This window comes from Asanoa sp. NPDC049573 (genome assembly GCF_040676615.1).
Taxonomy (GTDB): domain Bacteria; phylum Actinomycetota; class Actinomycetes; order Mycobacteriales; family Micromonosporaceae; genus Asanoa.
Genome location: NZ_JBFAPI010000009.1, coordinates 64,254 through 80,790, shown reverse-complemented (window position 1 = coordinate 80,790; position 16,537 = coordinate 64,254). Strand labels below are relative to the sequence as shown.

Genomic DNA, 16,537 nt, shown 5'->3' with positions numbered 1-16,537 from the left:
CTTAATGTCATACGTGACGTCAACATTCTGAGACACCGAGGGCGCTGCTTCATTCGTCACGTTGACGTGAAGACGTACTGAAACCGCCGTCCGGCATCCTGATCCCGAGGGTGCGACCGGCCGACTCGGGTCGTCTGGTCGAAGGAGGTCAGGCCCTCTTTTCCATGTGCGGGCCTGACCTCGTCCCGGTGCAGAACCGGCGGTGACCCGCCCGACGAACGATCAGCGAGGAAGGCTGAATAGCTGGCGTGGGTCGTCCCGGCGTGCGGTCCTGGCCACCCTAAGTAACTCTTCGACTCGATGGGTCAGGTCGAAGAGACCCAAGATTGAGGCGTCGCTGCTGCGGCCACTTCGCAGACACCGCAGACCCCTGGCGTCTATGTCAAGAACGGCTAGGTCGATCTCTGACGATGGTGGCCGGCCCGGGCTCGTCGATGCCGGTGACCGGGGCGTGGGCGTCGGCGTAGGCGGTTGTGATCGCGGTGCGGGAGGTGACCGGCACCCACACCAGCAGGTCCACCCGGCCGGCCGTCCACTGCTGGTGGGCGAGCGCGGCGGCGATCTGGGTCTTGCCGACCCCGCCCAGCCCAGACAACACCTGACCCAGCACCACGGCCTGCCCGTCGGTCGCGGCGATGGCCTCGGCGAGGGAACGGTCGGCGGGCCGCTCGACCCGCCGGTCGGCCAGTGGTGGGACCGCCCCGACCCGCACTGGCCAGGTTACCGGCGCGCGCCCGTGCAGGCTGAGCGCGTCGACCCGGTCGGCCATGAGACCGAGCTGCGCGAGCAGCCCGAGTAATGGTGCGGCCGCTGACGGGTGTGCCTTCTTGGGCAAGCTCGAAGGCGATGCGCGATGCCGACCAATTGTGCTCGCGCCGCATTGATTCGATCCCGTTGCAGAGGGTGGCCGGGGGTTGCGGTCGGCTTGCGTGCTGGAGCGGATGAGCGGTCGACGAGACCGATCTCTCCGAACTGCGGTAACGGTTGAACCCATTTCGACGCGGTGCCGCGCGGGCTTCCCGTCTCAGCCGCTACGTGCGCGATCGGCCGGTCCGGCCACGTTGGACCAGTCGCTTCCGGCCTTCCGGAGTCAGCGGGCTGTTGCGATGAGTCACGAGTCGAGGGCGCTGGCCGAGCGCGACTCCGAAGCAGAGTGCACCGGCGAGCACGAGTACGGCAGCAGCACCGATGAACAGCGCGGCCGACTGCGAGGCGAAGCCCAGGGAGGCCGCCGATCCGGCGATGGCGGTGAACAGTGCGATCCCGAGCGCGCCGCCGGTCTGGCGGGCCGTGTTGCTCGCGCCGGAGGCCAGGCCTGGCGTGCCGGGTGTCGCTTTCAGTGCAGCTGCGACGATCGCGGGAGTGAGCATGCCGAGCCCGGTGCCCCACAGGGCGAGGAAGAAGGCCAGAGCGACGTAGCCCGTCCCGGTGTTCGTGAGCGTGGCTGCGATCCCTGTCATCCCGGCAGCCGCGATGACCGCGCCGAACGCGCTGGCCCGCCATACGCCGATGCGGGTGGCGAGTCGCCCGGCCGGTGCTCCGAGCAAAGGTAGTGGCAGCATTGCTGGCAGTGTCAGCAGGCCTGCCTCCAGTGGGTTGAGCCGGTGCACGTCCTGGAAGACCTGAGTCAGCAAGAACAGCCCGCCAAGGGCGCACAGGTTCATCAGCCCCGCTACCAGGGATGCCAGCCCGAGCGGGCGGCGCGCAGACTGCGGCACGGGCAGCAACGGGTGCGCCGCCCGGCGCTCGACGGCGAGGAATCCGAACAGAGCGCAGGCCGCCGTGGCCGCGAGGATCACGGTGAGGATGGGCGAGATCGGGGCCTGGATGATGCCGGTGACCAGGCAGATCAGTGCGATCACGAGCAGTGCGGCGCCCGTCCAGTCCACGCTCCGCTCCGGCCTTGCCCCTGGGACGGGCCGCTGCAGCCGGATGACGGGCACCAACGCCACGGCGATGACCGGCACCGCCAGCCAGAACACGGCTCGCCACCCTGCGGCCTGGACCAGGAGTCCGCCGACGACGGGGCCTGCGGGAAGTGCCGCGCCGCCGATCGCGGCCCATGCCCCGACTAGACGGTTCCTCGATGTCTCATCCGGGCTGCTATCGACGAGGAGAGCCAACGTGCCCGGCAACATCAAAGCCGCGCCAATGCCCTGAACCGCACGGGCCGCGACCAGAACGCCGATCGTCGGGGCCAGCGCGCACGCCACGGAAGCCGTCCCGAAGCCGACCATGCCGAGCAGCACAACTCGACGGTGGCCGATGAGGTCACCGATCGCCCCGGATGCCAGCAGAAGCGCAGCTAGGGGCACCGAGTACGCGTCTACCGTCCACGCCAGTCCACTGCTACCCGCGTGCAGCTGCGCGCCGATCTGCGGAAGCGCGATGTTGACGACGGTCACGTCGAGCAGGACGAGGAAGTAACCGCCGCACAGTGCAAAGATCAGCGGCCAGCGAGAACGAGTCGGTGCCATACCCCGATTCTCAGCACGGGACGTTTCAGCCGGCGTCGAAGCATTCCGTACTAGCCTCGAAGCATGAGCCAGAACCCGACCGCACAGGGCGAGCCGGATATCGCGGGGCTCGCCTCGGCATTCGCGGACCCCCGGCGTGCGCGGGTGCTGATGGCGTTGGTCGACGGCCGCGCCCTACCTGCTGGGCGGCTCGCCGAGGAGGCAGGCGTGTCCGCGTCTACGATCAGCAACCACCTGACGGTGCTGCTGAACCACGATCTGGTGGCCGTCGAGCAGCAGGGCCGGCACCGCTACTACCGCCTCGCAACCAGCGAAGTCGAAGGGGTCCTCGAAGCCCTCGCCAGGCTCGCGCCACGGACCCCGATCACGTCACTACGCGCGCATACCCGTGCGCACGCGATACGCGCTGCCCGCACCTGCTATCGCCACCTGGCTGGGCAGGCGGGCGTGGAGCTGTTCCAGCGGTTCATCCGGGCCAGCTGGGTCACCGGCGGCGACGGGCTCCATCGTCCCGACCTTGTCGGCGAGAGGCTGTCTTCCTCCGGGAAAGGTGATCAATACCGGCTCTCGCTGGCCGGAGCCGAATCGCTTGCGGCATGGGGCATCGAGCCCAGACTGCTCTCGACCACGCGACCGCTGCGCTACTGCATCGACTGGACGGAACAAGCCCACCACCTCGCTGGTCCACTTGGCACAGCAGTCACCCACCGACTTTTCGAACTCGGCTGGATCGTACGGAACAAGGTTCCCCGCAGCGTCGGCGTCACAGACGAAGGAGAAGCCGGGCTCGCGTCGCTCGCGCCACCCGCGTGAAACCTCATCGAAAAGCGAACTGCACGACGTCAACAACGTACTGGCCAGCAGCTAGCCGCTTCTCGGCGCCGAGCATGGGTCGCCCGCCTCGGGGGCTGCCGGGTTTCGGCGCGGATGGGTTATCGCACTGGGCTGGCCGCGGTGTCGAGGTACTTCGACTGGGCGGGGATGGGCCGGAGGTAGTGGGTGTCGACCAGCTCGCCGACGTCCTTGACGCTGGGGTGGTTGGGTCGCGCAGCGGCCTCGGCGGAACTTCCGGTGTCCGCGCTGTGGGTCAGGCTCTGATGTTTCGCCCAGCACCGGGCATGGCGGGCCACCAGACGGCCGTCGCAGAACACCTCCACCTGAGCGGCGTCAGCGGTGGCCTCGACACGACGCCCGACGACCCAGGGGATGCACGGAGTAGTCGTTACTGTCCAGACGCACGTAATGATCCCGAGGCAACCGGGTCGCGGGCCAGTTGCGTCAGGCGGGTGCCGTCCAGGAACCAGCGGATGACCAGCGCGGCCTGCTCGAAACAGCCCAACGCGCGGGTGCCAGCGCGGGTACCTCGCCGCTGGCGTTCGGCCCTTAGCAGGCCCGAGACGAACAGCACGATCTCCTCGCGCACGTTCAAGGTGGCGGTGTATGTGACATTCATCAGCGACGCTGAACTTCTATGAAGTTGATCTTTGGAAGGACCTCTCCATACCGGGTTCCGCGTCTTGGTGCACACCTACGGTTTCGGCGTGTCGGATGGCATCGCCTGTTAGCCGCCGACAGTCACCGCTATCTTTGCGCGAGATGAACACTGTGCGTTGAGTTTGTTCGGCCAGCTGCGCCCAGGAAAAGCGTTGGCGTTGTTCGCTGGCGGCGTGGTCGGGTCCCTCGACCAGCTCGACAAGGACCGATGCCGGATCGATGTCCGGGTCTGCGACGTCAAGGAAACTTGCGCGAACCGGCGACCGTCTCGCAGCGTCGAAGGCACGTGGACACGCTTCTGGACATGCTTATGTTTCTTGCGGTGGCGCTGCACGGATATCTCACGGGGCAAGGCTTCCCGCCAGGTGAGCGGATTCGCCGGTGGGGCGGCCGTTTCCCTATGGCCGTGGTTCGCCCGTCGGGACCGTGGCGTTGGTGGTCACGGCTGCTGTCCGTGGTGGGTGCACTCGCCACCACGGCGCCGGTGTGGCCGATCATCCAACCGGGAGATCCCTTCGCGGACGAGACGTTGGAGCCCGCCGAGGTCGCTGATCGTCCCTGTGGTCCTTGTGTTCCGGCTGCGTGGGCCCTGCTCGGCTGGTGCAGGCCGTATGCCGGGCGCGCCGCTGGCGTGCTCGCCGCGTGTGCCGGATGGTCGCTGTGGACCAGCACCTTCGGCAGCTACGGCACCCGACCCAACGTCGACGACGGACTGCGCTGGCATCTGGTGGGAACCGGCGTCATCGTCGCGTCCGCAACCGTGATCGAGGCCTCGCGGCGCGGACTGCGGCAACAGTTGAGCAAGCGCCGGGCGGCCGGCGTGCTCGTGTGGATAGTCGGCGTGGCTGCCATCTTCGCGATATCGGTCGTCGGCGACGAGCAGTTGCCGCCGCGTGACGCCATCCTACCGCTGCCTCCGGCGATGACCGTGGCTCACGAGGAGGCCGGCTGCGCCACGCCCAAACAGTTCCCTCCACGCACTTGCTGGCGCCGGCTCACGGTCGCGGCCACTGACAACGCGCCGGTCCAGGATCTGACCCGGGGGCTCGGCCAGCACCTGGAGCGGACCAAGGGCTGGCGGGTGACCTGGTATGGCTTCGACTCCGACCCCCACATTGAGTGCCGGCCGGCGGCCTGGATGGCCAACCCCTACCGCCTATGCGCTGACGTGCGGTCCGGCAAACAGCCGTCCACTGTGGACATGCGGTTCGTATTAGCCAATCCGCACGACCCCATCTACGACTGAGCAAGTGACCCTTCGGGCAGGCAGGCTCGTAATGGCCATAGTCTGATCATTGGCCTGCGGCTCCGGCCCCAGTCGCAATCACCGTGGCATCACCCGGGATCACATCCAGTGATGGACCCGTTGCGCGGAATCGCTCACTGGGCTGTGGTGGCCGCAGTCGACTGGATCAGCGTCCGTAGTGACCTAGTTGAGCCAGGCCCAGTCGTACGGGCGCGGCCCCTCAACTTGTCTTCTTCGTCGGCTCGCAGCTCGTTGCTGGTCAATGGCCCACGAGACGCATGCCAAGCCCGGCGTGGCGGTGCTCACCTCCGACGGGCCTGATTGATGGGCCCTTGTGGGCGAAGGCCAGCTCGGCTGTCGCCGCGACGGGCGTCGGTAGTGCCCCGTGAGCTGGTTGAGCGGCCGCGTCACTGGCCTTGTGTGGCGTCAAGACTCGAGGACGCAGACGGCTCCGCTTCACTGGTCCTCTTCGATGTGAAGGCGACCTGAAGCCGCCATCTGCCATCCTCACCGCACGGCGTAAGCGGCCGGCTCGGGTCGGCCGGTCGTAGGAAGGCACCGCTCCATCATGGTGCGAGCCCGGCCTCGCCTTCAGCGCAGAACGTCGGTGCATTCGGCAGCGAATGCTCCCGCCACGGTCTATGACGTCGAGCGAAAACCTCACGCGAGAAGGACTTTGATGAAGACGCCCCGAAGCCGGCCGCTGGGCAACCGACAGTGAACACGCGCGACGAAGGATCGATCGGGCGAGCCACATGAGCGGGCGCAGGCCGTCCCGGCGTGCCGTGCTGGCCGCGTCGGTCTTGGCCCTTGCCGCCGCCGGTGCAGCCGAGGCGGGTGCTATCTGGCGTCTATCCCATGAGCGCGAGACGCCAGCCCGGGCTGCCGATCGAGCCGCGGCCGCCTCGCCAACACCCAGTCCGACCCCGGATTATGTTGCTGCGGCTCGAACGAAGGTCGCAGCCTACGTGAAGATGGTCGGGAAAGGCCATGTCACGGTGTCGGTGAGGGATAGGGAAACCGACGTTGCGCTCTGCGTCGGCAACACTCGCTTCCAAACGGCCAGCATCGTCAAGGTCGACATTTTGGCCGCACTACTGCTGCACGCGCGGCAGAGCAAACAGGCGATCTCCAACCGCGACCGTCGCAGCGCCAGGACGATGATCACCGAGAGCGACAACGCCGCCGCGACCGCGTTGTACCGGCGCATCGGTGGCAAGTCGGGGCTGATTGCCGTTAACCGGACCCTCGGACTGAAGGAGACCACGCCCAACACGTCCTGGGGGATGACCACGACAACCGCAGCCGACCAGATCCGCCTGCTCACCACGCTCGCGGATGAGGAAGGTCCGTTGGACCACGAGGACCGGACGTACCTTTTCGGACTGATGGGCGAAGTCGAGGAGGCCCAAGGCTGGGGGGTCCCCGCAGCTGCAACCTCCGAGACCACTGGTGTCTACGTCAAGAACGGCTGGGACACGGTCGCCAACGATGACGGGCTGTGGCAGGTCAACTCGATCGGACGGCTCGTCGAGCCGGGGCATGACTGGCTTGTGGCCGTGCTCTCCAACCACCACAAGACACAGACAGCGGGCGTACGAATGGTCGAGGCGGTTGCCAAACGCACCCTCGGCCAGCTCCGCGAGCTGCCAACGACGACATCGTGACAACGGGAACGCCGACCGGACCGACGACGTGAAGGCGCCGTGAAAACGGCTCGTGATCGGATGTCTGCATGACTCATCCAGCAGGGGTGCGCCGAGTCGAGGGCACCCCGCTTCAGTCGAGCCTCGTTGATCGAAGGGTCACCGATTTTGACGCTGCCTAGATCTGATGCCGTCAAGCTTGTTGCAGAGTTGTTGATTTGCCTAGCGTTGGTGATTGCTTTTTTCTTGACGCCAGGAGTCTCCGGTCTCTCGACTCCAAATCCCATGCCGTCCATAGGAGCCTCCGTCGACGTGCTGCTTCCGGCGGAAGTCGTAGGCCGAGGCTGGGTCGCCTCGGAATCGAGCGCCGTCCCACCGTGGCCGTGGGTTCAAAAGGATTGCCCAACCTACCGGGATGCGGACTACGCTGCCCAATCGCATCGACTCAAGGCGAGCCAGCGTTCATACGCCAACGCCGCCACGGGACAGTCGGCGTTGCATGTCGTCGAAACCTATGAGCCTGGCTGGGCGGCGCAAGCCGTCAACGACGTGCGTAGAGTGTTGCGGGCATGTGGGAGGTACGACGCTTGGGGAGGCAGCATTTCGTTCACGGTCTTGCCTACGCCGAATGTCTGCGACGAGACACTTACCGTGCGCGGAGAAATTCGCCGTCCGGGCATTCCGACGTCTACCGCATATTTCCTCAGCGTGCGCTGCGGAGAACGGGTCTCAACGCTGAATATCCCTTCGATCGATAAGGCTGGCTCTCCGAGCGAACTTGGTCGTCGGACGGCTGAGCGAATCAAATAGCTCTCACGCCCTGTGCAAGTAACGGTTGCAGACCCGTCGAGCGGCGATCGAACAACACACCGAAGGTCACACGGTCGCCTTTCAAGATCTGCTCTACGGACCGTTGCGGTTGGTTTCAACGTGGTCGGTTCTGGCGGTTCTCAAGGCCCGCCGGGGCGGGTGAGTCTGCGTGTTGCCGGGCGCGCAGTAGGTGGTCGGCGAAGCTCGCGAAGCCGCCGCGCACGGTTTCCGGCCGTCTAGTCGAGACGGCGTTGCCGGGGGCCGGCGACGAGCCGTTCGGTCGGTCGGTCGGCGGCGCGGAAGAAGTCTCCAGAGCGCGGGCGATCGGCCTCATCGATCGGCCTGATGACCGCACTACAGGATCGACACCACGGGCAGAGCGCCCATGCGGGTCATACTGCCTACCCCATGCGGACATTCGTCCGCCTCAGAGACCCGATGATCAAGGTATCCGCTGGTGCGCCTGCCCCGACGCCGTGAGCATGCGGCAAATGAGCACAGTGGTAATGCCTTCTACGAACATCAACGTGACGAACGCGTTCTGGCTCGCGGGGTATGCCGTCCTCCGTCACCATCTGCGTCCGCGACGAACGCCAAGCGCGCGACAACCTGGGCTCGGTTGGCCGGAGCCTGACTCCGGATCAACTCGCCCATCTCGACAAGGCCAGCGAACGCCCGGCGCCCTGTCGTGATTCGGGTGTCGATCCTCTCGCATGCGGCGTTCGGGCTGGTGCAGCGTGGGCACGGCACCGGTTCGTCGGTGGGCCAGGGGCTCTTCAAGCATGCGTCTACGCTCGGCGAGCGGTGCCGCAACCAGCGACCCGTCGGACGCGGCCAGCACGTCGAAGAGAACCAGATGCGCCGTGTACTTGCGTATGGCTCGCGGCGTCTCGGCCCAGAGTCGCACGCCAGCTGAACGATCCGATCACGGCCGGCCGTCACGTTCGTCCAATGCAATGCCTGCGGCGAATGGGTCGCGCACGGTCGGCGGCATGAGAGCACGCCCGATCTTGGCTGACGCCCGCTTGGCGGCCATTCCAGCACTCGCCGTCTCGAGATCCGATGACCGGCAAGGTCTTGAGCGGGTCCCGCTTTGCTAGCGGCCACCAGACCTCGCCGCTCCGTCCCGCAAAGGACTAAGCGCCCTCGTCGCGTCATCGCAGATTATTGCGCCGTTGTCCTGCTTCCCAAGACGAGATCCCAGTCGACGGTTTCGGCCCAGGCGGCGTAGCTGTGCCAGGCGACCTCTGGGTATCGGGCGTGTAGCTCGTCGACGTCGACGAAGTTGGTGTTCTCCTCGAATCGTTCGAACGTGTCGGCGATCTCGTCGCCGGCCCACTGACGAACCTGGTCCATTGGCAGCTGATAGTACGGAATCTCACGGCCGAGGACCCTGCTGAGCACCCTGGCTGCCTGTTCGCCGGTCACGCGATCGGAAACGACATCGATTCGAACGCCCGCGAACCTGTCCGGGTGCTCCACGGCTTGCACAGCGAGGCCTGCGATGTCCCGCACGGTCACCTGGTCTAGCGGCTTGGCGGCAGAGAGGGGATTGGCGAGCACGCCGTCGCCCAAACGGCTGAATGAAACATTGAGCACGTTCTCCATGAAGTACACCGGCCCGAGCACGGTCGCCCTCACTTCCTGATCGCGCAGGTAAGCCTCGACCAGTTGCTTGCTGCCGGCGTGGTCAATGTCGGTCGCCGCGAGCCGGTCGGCGCCGCGCACAGAGGAGTAGATGAGATGGGCCTCGGACCGTACCGCGACATCGACCAGCAACCGGCCCTGAGCGATCTCCTCGACCTTGCCGCCAGCGCCGAAAGGCACAGACAGACCGAAAATTGCGTCAACGCCGCGGGCGGCACCGGCGAGGGCCTCCGGATCGGCCAAGTCGCCGACGACGAGCCGGATCCCCGCGTCGGACAACGCCGCCGCGGACGGTGACTCCGGCGACCGCACGTAGGCGATGACGTCGTGGCCGTGGTCGAGCAACAGATCGGCGACGGCACCGCCCTGCTTTCCGGTGGCGCCGACGACAAGAACGGTGGCCATACAAGGACTCCTCGATCGCAGTGCGTGGACGCCGCCGATTCTCTGACCCCAACCAAGGTTGAGGTCAAGCGATACTTTCCAACCCATGCCAAGGCCGCGCACCTCGTTTCATGAGCTCACAGTCGGGCAGGTCGCCGATCGCAGCGGTGTCGCTATCTCCGCGCTGCACTTCTACGAACGCCACGGGCTCATCCGCAGCACCCGCACGGCGAACAACCAGCGCCGATACGGCCGTGACACGCTTCGACGGGTCGCGTTCATCCGGGCATCCCAGTACGTGGGCATCTCGCTGGCGATGATCCGGGACGCACTGAACCAGCTACCGAGCGAACGCACCCCCACCCACGACGACTGGGCGCGCTTGTCCGCCGTCTGGCGAACTGAACTCGACGCACGCATCACGCATCTGCAAGCATTGCGCGACGACCTCACCTTCCGCGATCACTCACCCGACCACCTCAACTTCGCTCATGTGCTTGACCACCTGATGTCATCGGCGCTCGTCGTCACCGACAACCGACGGGCCCGTCCGACGACGATCATTGACCCAGCGGAGATCAACACCGCACCGAACCTGACCGACGGCAGCGGCCTGGCTGTCGAACTGCTGCGCCTCAAGACCGGTGACGCCGCTGATCGCGCCCGTTTCCGTGCCGTGCAGAACGTTTTCCAGGAGATCACCGATCGGCGGCTTGACGTGCATCAGCGGGCATCCGACTCCGAGCGACGCGATCTGCTCATCACCCCGGTGGTGGTCGACGTCGACCCGGATACCGGTCGGGATGTCGACCTCCCACTGCACCTGGCTGGCGCCGGTGTGGAGGAGAGCGCATGGCTGGCGGCGCTCCTCACTGACGATCACGACCTTCTGGTCCTCGACGAGCCGGCCAGCAACGTGAGCGCCGTCGTGCAGCGCCGCTTATTGCGGGTCGTGCGGGATCTCCGCCGGAACAAGCAGACAATTATGATCACCCACAGCGCCGATCTCGTGCCGGTCCAGGACCCGTCCGACCTTGCCGCCGTCACGCGACTGACCCGCCAGTATGGTGCGACCACGACGCACCGGCCGCGGCTCGACCAACGCCGTTTCGATGAGCTCAAGGAACTTCTGCGGCACTCCCAACTGCGTGAGCTCCTTTTCGCAGCGGGCGTGGTGCTGGTCGAGGGTCCCACCGAGGTGGACGCCTTCGAGACCTGGTTGTCCCGCATCGATCGGCCGGGCCATCCCACTCCCGAGTACGCGCACGTGGTGTTCCTCAGCGTTGGCGGAGACGAGCGGTTCGCCAAGCACGCGTACCTGCTGAAGGCTCTAGGCATCCCGTATGCGATCGTCGCCGACGGCCCAGCGTTCGCTTCGGGCAAAGCTCTGTCCAAGCTGCCTGACCCAGCTCCGGACCCTGCCGATCCAACCACGGAGTCCTTCTCCGAGGCCGCAAGCCGATGGGAACCGTACCGCGTACTGACACTCGCCACAGAGTTCGGTACGGGCGAGCGCAAGGGACACGGTGAGATCGAAGCGTTCTTCTCAAGCGTCGACGCGACTCTCTGGGCGGAACTGAACCAGGACCCAGGGCGAAAAGACAAGCCACTTCTGGGATATCGGTTCGCCAACCGCACCCCGGTTCCGGACCGGATCGCCGATCTGTGGGGGCTGCTGCTTCATGACCTTGGCCTTACCCACGGGCCTAAGGACATCGCAGAGTGCTCGATATGCCAAGCATCGGAACCGCGAGAAGTTTGATCGTTCGTGTCGTTCGACCCCAGACTAGGTACAGGTGACCGTGACTCCAGGGGCGGGGACGTGCGGCGGGCAGGTCAAGAAGAGTCACGCTGGTCGGCCCTTGTCCGCCAGCGAGTGATGAAGTCAGTGCAGCGACCAGCACAAACACCGCACCGATCCCGATCCCGATCCACGACTTCGAGATTGCTCCGCACCGCCGCGCAGGTTCGAATCACCCGGACAGGAGCAGACGCGCCCCTGGACGCAGCCAGACTCGGTAAGAAAGTGCAGCTCAGCCCCCCCGGTCGCGATCGAGTTGGTGCAGGCTCGAATCGAGGGCGGGTCACGCCAATCATGGGAACGGGATTTGATCACTGCTGATCTGGCGATCGTGACCGCGTCATGGCGTTTGCTCAGATAGCCGGTCGCCAACAGGGGTTTTCGCGCTGTCGGCCAGCGGGCCGTGACTGAGCGCAGTTGCAACGTGAACCCCTGGCGGGATACGGGCCACAACTGCGCACCATCTGGGCGGTTGTCCCTGGCCACGGACGTCGACGTCGGGGGATCGGCCACGCTGGTGGCGGCTCGGCAGCTCGATAGCACCTCGCGCAACCGCGCACTTGGTGCGCCATGCGGTTGTCGTCCCGCCTGCTGCTCAGCCCACGCGGCCGTTGCCCTGACGAGGAAGATCCGGCCTTGACGGCAGGTGTCGGTCACCCGCGGTGCGCATGGAAGACGCGGCCAGCGGGCCCCGACCTGGTTTGGACCGTCCGGGTCGGGGCCATCGTGCTCTACAGAGAACGCTGGTAGAAGCGGTACGCGCGGGCCGCCAGCCAGGTCATCAGGATTGCCAGAGCCGACAGCAGCGCCATGCGGTCCAGCACGATGCCCCAGTCCGGTGTGGCCACCAACGCCTCGCGGCTGGCCACCGCAGCCCAGTCCACCGGGTTGAAGCGGGTTGCCCGCGCCACCCAGTCGGGCATGAGGGCGGGCGCCATCATGATCGAGGAGAGGAAGGCCAGGGGTAGGACCAGGAACTGGGAGACGGCAATGAGCGCCTCCTGCTGGTGGACCACCAACGCGATCGCGTTGGACAGCGCGGCGAACACCACGGCGATCAGGATCGCGCAGGCGAGCACGACCAGCAACCCGGCGCCACCGCCCGGGTATCGGGCGCCGGCCAGCAGGCCGGTGGCGAACATGATCAGTGACTGGGCGAGGGTGACCAGCGCCTGGTGTGTCAGCCCAGCGGTGACCATCGCGGAGCGGCGGATCGGGGACGTGAGCGTACGGTCCATCGCCCCCCGCTCCATGTCCTGCACGATCGACGTGCCGCTCCAACCGGCGGACATCATCGCGGTCATGATCACAACGCCGGGGGTGAGGTAGTCCAGGTAGTTCCCACCGCCGAACCCGGGCAGCTCCGCGACGCGGCGGAAGAGCTGGCCGAACAGCAGCAGCCAGATCATCGGCTGGACGAGCGTGAACAACAGGTACGCGGGCTGGCGGGACAGGGTACGCAGCGAGCGGCCGGTCAGCAGCCGGGCGTGGGTCAATGCGACGGTCACAGCAGCACCGCCTCTCGGCCGTTGCCGAGCCGGTCGGCTTCACCGAAGCTGCGGCCGGCGTGGTGCAGGTACACGTCGTCCAGCGATGGCCGAGCGACGCCGACCGAAGCTAGTTCGATCCCGGCGGCGTCCAGCGCGGCCAGCACGCCGGGCAGCACGGCTGCTCCATTGGGGACGCGAGCCTGCAATGCCCCGCCGCCTGCGACGACGGCGCTGACGCCGGGGATCGCCCCGATCACGGCGCGAGCCCGGTCGGCGTCGGCCTGCCGGGCCAGGGCCGCCCGGATCGTGTCCCCGCCCAGCGCGGTCTTGAGCTGGTCGGGGGTGCCGGCCGCGACCACCCGGCCGGCGTCGACGATCGCCAGCCGCGCGGCCAGGTGGTCGGCCTCCTCCAGGTAGTGAGTGGTGAGCAGCACGGTCAGCCCGTCCTGCCGGGCCAGCCGCGCGATCTCGGCCCACAACTCCATGCGCGCCTCCGGGTCCAGGCCGGTGGTGGGTTCGTCCAGGAACAGCATGTGCGGCCGGTGCATGAGACCCATGGCCACGTCGAGCTTGCGCTGCATGCCGCCGGACCAGGTGCCGGTAAGCCGGCGGCCGGGCGCGGTCAGGCCGAACCGCTCCAGCAGGGCGGCCGCGCGGGACCGGGCGTCCCGGGCGGTCGCACCGTGTATGCGCCCCTGGAGGACCAGGTTCTCGAGCCCGGTCGCGACCGGGTCGAAGCCCGGCTTCTGGGAGACGTATCCGATGAGCTGCCGGACCCGTTCCGGGTGCTGCACCACGTCGATGCCGTGGACTCGGGCCCGGCCGGTGTCAGGCCGGCTCAACGTGGTGAGGATCCGGACCGTGGTCGACTTGCCGGCGCCGTTGGGGCCGAGCAGTCCGAAGACGGTCCCGGGTTCGACGGTGAAGCTCAGGCCCGTCAGGGCATGGACCGCTTTCGCGCCTTTCCCGTACGTCTTGCCCAGCTCCATCGCCTCGATGGCGGGTGTCGCTGCGGGCATCGTGCTCTCCTTCCGGTGAAGGAGCCGGCGGGGCCGGGAGGGGCGATCGGCTACCGTGTTGCTGTGGGCACGCACGCAGCCTCGGCCGTCTCGGTCGACGACTCCGGTGTGTCATTCCGTGGCCGCGGTGTTGGCGCACCGCGGCCACGGTTCTGAAAACTTCAGGACTCGGTCACGAACAACATGCGTGCGACCAGGATCATCATGGCCACCAGGCCGCCGACGATCGAGAGCCACGACCACAGCCAGCCCACCGTCAGGGTCAGCAGGACGAACACGGCGATCGCGACCAGCCAGATGACCAGGGTGTAGATGCCGAATCGGGCGGCGGCCGAGGGATCCTCGGTGAAACGGTCGCCGACCGCGGCGTGCGACTCGGCCATGCGCATCACCCACTGCTTGTGCCGGTTCGTCTGGGTCGCTCCGAGGTAACTCAGGATCCCGATGCCCGACACCGCCGGCGCCGCGCCGGCGAAGACCCAAGCGAGATCGGCTCCGCGCAGGTAGAGCCAGCCGCATGCCAGCCCGGCCAGCGTGAGCGCTGCCCCCGCGCCATACCCGGCGGCACGGCCGGTGGGCATCGGGTGGTTGCTGGTGGTCTCCTGGCACAACGCGTCGGCGGTGATCGCACCAGAGGCGAGCGCGACGACGAACGCCGCCACGGCCTCACCGGCCAGCGGAACGCCGCCGGCTGTAGCGGCGAGCGCCAGCACGGCGAGCCCGGTGACGCCGACAACCGAGAGGATCACGGTTCGGAGCACGAAGGCCGGCCGGGGACGGACGCGGAGGAGCGCATTCGCCACGTATGCAGAAGGCTCTGTGCCGTCGACGATCGTGTGGATGTCGCCGAACTCCTCGACGGCCCGGCGTGCCGCGGCGCCGCCGGAGAGGCCCTCGGCCTGCAGCTCGGCGGTCCGGGCGACCAGGTTCGCACGGACCTCCTCCTTCAGGTCTTGCCGTTCAGGGGTCATTTCGATGCCCGCGAATGCCTCGTCGAGCAGGCGGTGAACGTCCGCGGTGTCGTTGGGCTTGGTCACGATGATCGCCTTCCGGAGGACGAGTCGCGAGGACCGGCGTTCCGGTCCACGTCGAGCAGGGTGTCGATGAGATCGCGGGTGAGCGCCCAGGCCGCGACGTTGCGCCGATACACGGCGCGGCCCGCGTCGGTGATTCGGTAGTACTTGCGTCGGCCGCCCTGGCTCTCGTCGCCCCAGTAGGCCTCGATGAGACCGTCCTTCAGCAGTCGGCGGTACGTGGCGTACAGAGTCGCCTCTTTGATCTCGTGCCGCCCGCCGGTGGCCTCCCGGATCCGCTTGAAGATCTCGAACCCATAGCGGTCCTCGCTCCGCAGCACCCCCAACACGATCGTCTCGGTATGGCCACGCAGCAGATCCGCCGCGAGAACATCCTCCTGCCCCTTCTCTATCACGGAAACTACTGTATCAGATTGAGTACCTGACGCGGTATAGTGGCGAATCGAGGTCGGCTTGTCCTCGTCCGCGCCCCGGCAGTCGTTGCGGGCTTCCGCACGAGGGTCTGCGGCTTCGGGCACTCGGCCCGCGACCGAGTCGACGCGGCCCGGCGGCGAGCAGGTCGGCGACGAATCGGCCGATGGCGCCGGTGGCACTGAAGACGTGACGCTCACTGGCTGAGCCCTTCGACCAGGGACATGGTGGGGTGTCCAATGAGGCGGAAGATCATCGCCGCCGTAGTCCATGATCCCGGCGGCCATGTTTGCTGCCGAGCGCGGTGACGCCCGGCGGTCGTCGCATCGGGGCCGGCGCCGGTCAGGATGGCCGGGTTTTGCTCCGCGTTGACCCCAAGCGCGTCGAGGCGTACGCGATGAGCGGGGAAAACGCGACGCACGCGTAGGTACGCCGGGCCGACGTGGACCGAAGGGTTTGGCAGGTCGGAGTCTTCCTCCTGGCCGGGTTATCCAAAGCGGGTGAGCGGATGAGGGCTCGGCTGAGTAGCTGCTGCAGGGCGTCCTGCTCCTCGGGGGCCAGCGGGGCCAGGGGGAGTCTTCGGCTAGCAGCGCGAGGAGGCGTTCGCGCTCCGACCGGCGAGGTCGCGCAGTGCCATCGGGTGGGTCAGCTCGCGCAGCGCGTTGCCCTGTGCGGGGGTCAGACCGAGCGTGGCCGTCCGGGCGCGGGTGGGCGTCGACGGCCCAGGGGCGGCGGCATGACGGAACGCCCTGAGCCGGTGGCTGCCAGCCTGTCACGCTCCGCCGGATGGCCGTCGGCCGTTTCGACGGGCCGGCGAATCGCCATAGCTCGGCGGTAGACCAAGAAGTTCTGCAAACCGGTAATCCGGAGCACTCGATGGATGATCGTCAGACGAGCCACGCCGCGCCTGACACCTTCGGTCGACCCGACAACATCCAAGCCAGCGGACCACCACCGACCAGATCTTGTCCGACCGCGACGATAAGGGATCCAGGTGTTCTTCATCGGCGGGCGTAACTAGACCAGATCACCATCTGGCAGCTACGGTCAGCCTGGCAGTAGCGACCAGTTCAGCAGT

General features: G+C 67.1%; 10 protein-coding genes and 5 pseudogenes. 5 read left to right on the top strand and 10 right to left on the bottom strand.

Going from position 1 to position 16,537, the window contains the following annotated elements:
- Window positions 1-382: 382 nt before the first annotated feature.
- The 3 genes and pseudogenes from AB0J74_RS21150 to AB0J74_RS21140 all read right to left on the bottom strand — a co-directional run.
- Complete coding sequence (locus tag AB0J74_RS21150) at window positions 383-835, bottom strand: hypothetical protein (RefSeq protein ID WP_363450710.1); 453 nt, start codon at window positions 833-835, stop codon at window positions 383-385.
- Window positions 792-1,115 (bottom strand): annotated as a pseudogene (locus AB0J74_RS21145) (leucine zipper domain-containing protein); the annotation flags it as partial. The gene AB0J74_RS21150 and the pseudogene AB0J74_RS21145, both read right to left, overlap by 44 nt.
- 159 nt (window positions 1,116-1,274) lie before the next feature.
- Window positions 1,275-2,477: pseudogene (locus AB0J74_RS21140) on the bottom strand (MFS transporter); the annotation flags it as partial.
- A 63-nt stretch (window positions 2,478-2,540) separates the two neighbouring features.
- Between AB0J74_RS21140 and AB0J74_RS21135 the strand changes: the two are divergent.
- Window positions 2,541-3,290 carry a helix-turn-helix transcriptional regulator gene (locus AB0J74_RS21135; RefSeq protein WP_363450356.1) on the top strand — a complete coding sequence of 250 codons (750 nt, stop codon included), beginning with the start codon at window positions 2,541-2,543 and terminating at the stop codon, window positions 3,288-3,290.
- A 272-nt stretch (window positions 3,291-3,562) separates the two neighbouring features.
- Here the strand turns inward: AB0J74_RS21135 and AB0J74_RS21130 are convergent.
- Window positions 3,563-3,743 (bottom strand): annotated as a pseudogene (locus tag AB0J74_RS21130) (IS21 family transposase); the annotation flags it as partial.
- Window positions 3,739-3,930: pseudogene (locus tag AB0J74_RS21125) on the bottom strand (IS5/IS1182 family transposase); the annotation flags it as partial. The pseudogenes AB0J74_RS21125 and AB0J74_RS21130, both read right to left, overlap by 5 nt.
- 327 nt (window positions 3,931-4,257) lie before the next feature.
- Here AB0J74_RS21125 and AB0J74_RS21120 point away from each other — a divergent pair.
- Window positions 4,258-5,217 (top strand): hypothetical protein, encoded by a 960-nt coding sequence (locus AB0J74_RS21120; protein ID WP_363450354.1) that lies wholly within the window; start codon window positions 4,258-4,260, stop codon window positions 5,215-5,217.
- 974 nt (window positions 5,218-6,191) lie between these two features.
- Window positions 6,192-6,884 carry a serine hydrolase gene (locus AB0J74_RS21115; RefSeq protein WP_363450689.1) on the top strand — a complete coding sequence of 231 codons (693 nt, stop codon included), beginning with the start codon at window positions 6,192-6,194 and terminating at the stop codon, window positions 6,882-6,884.
- Window positions 6,885-8,837: 1,953 nt separating this feature from the next.
- Here AB0J74_RS21115 and AB0J74_RS21110 read toward each other — a convergent pair.
- On the bottom strand, window positions 8,838-9,725 hold the full coding sequence (locus AB0J74_RS21110; RefSeq protein ID WP_363450352.1) for an NmrA/HSCARG family protein: 888 nt from the start codon (window positions 9,723-9,725) through the stop codon (window positions 8,838-8,840).
- Window positions 9,726-9,810: 85 nt separating this feature from the next.
- Here AB0J74_RS21110 and soxR point away from each other — a divergent pair.
- Together soxR and AB0J74_RS21100 are read left to right on the top strand one after the other, a co-directional pair.
- A pseudogene (gene soxR, locus AB0J74_RS21105) lies at window positions 9,811-10,155 on the top strand (redox-sensitive transcriptional activator SoxR); the annotation flags it as partial.
- Window positions 10,156-10,212: 57 nt separating this feature from the next.
- Window positions 10,213-11,466, top strand: coding sequence for an AAA family ATPase (locus AB0J74_RS21100; protein ID WP_363450687.1), 1,254 nt, complete (start codon window positions 10,213-10,215; stop codon window positions 11,464-11,466).
- Between the two features lie 770 nt (window positions 11,467-12,236).
- Here the strand turns inward: AB0J74_RS21100 and AB0J74_RS21095 are convergent.
- The 4 genes from AB0J74_RS21095 to AB0J74_RS21080 form a co-directional block, all read right to left on the bottom strand.
- Window positions 12,237-13,013 carry an ABC transporter permease gene (locus AB0J74_RS21095; protein WP_363450350.1) on the bottom strand — a complete coding sequence of 259 codons (777 nt, stop codon included), beginning with the start codon at window positions 13,011-13,013 and terminating at the stop codon, window positions 12,237-12,239.
- A complete protein-coding gene (locus AB0J74_RS21090) occupies window positions 13,010-14,014 on the bottom strand; it encodes an ATP-binding cassette domain-containing protein (RefSeq protein ID WP_363450348.1) in 1,005 nt (334 codons plus the stop codon). Before AB0J74_RS21090 ends, AB0J74_RS21095 begins: the two co-directional genes overlap by 4 nt.
- Window positions 14,015-14,175: 161 nt before the next feature.
- Window positions 14,176-15,051, bottom strand: a complete 876-nt coding sequence (locus AB0J74_RS21085) for a permease prefix domain 1-containing protein (protein ID WP_363450346.1) — start codon at window positions 15,049-15,051, stop codon at window positions 14,176-14,178.
- On the bottom strand, window positions 15,048-15,443 hold the full coding sequence (locus AB0J74_RS21080) for a PadR family transcriptional regulator (RefSeq protein ID WP_363450344.1): 396 nt from the start codon (window positions 15,441-15,443) through the stop codon (window positions 15,048-15,050). The genes AB0J74_RS21085 and AB0J74_RS21080 overlap by 4 nt, the downstream gene beginning before the upstream one ends.
- Window positions 15,444-16,537: the final 1,094 nt, after the last annotated feature.

Excerpts from the sequence above, each read along its gene's own strand:
- AB0J74_RS21115 (WP_363450689.1), top strand. The coding sequence starts at position 6,192 with ATGGTCGGGAAAGGCCATGTCACGGTGTCGGTGAGGGATAGGGAAACC.
- AB0J74_RS21135 (WP_363450356.1), top strand. The coding sequence starts at position 2,541 with ATGAGCCAGAACCCGACCGCACAGGGCGAGCCGGATATCGCGGGGCTC.
- AB0J74_RS21090 (WP_363450348.1), bottom strand. The coding sequence starts at position 14,014 with ATGCCCGCAGCGACACCCGCCATCGAGGCGATGGAGCTGGGCAAGACG.
- AB0J74_RS21110 (WP_363450352.1), bottom strand. The coding sequence starts at position 9,725 with ATGGCCACCGTTCTTGTCGTCGGCGCCACCGGAAAGCAGGGCGGTGCC.
- AB0J74_RS21100 (WP_363450687.1), top strand. The coding sequence starts at position 10,213 with ATGTCATCGGCGCTCGTCGTCACCGACAACCGACGGGCCCGTCCGACG.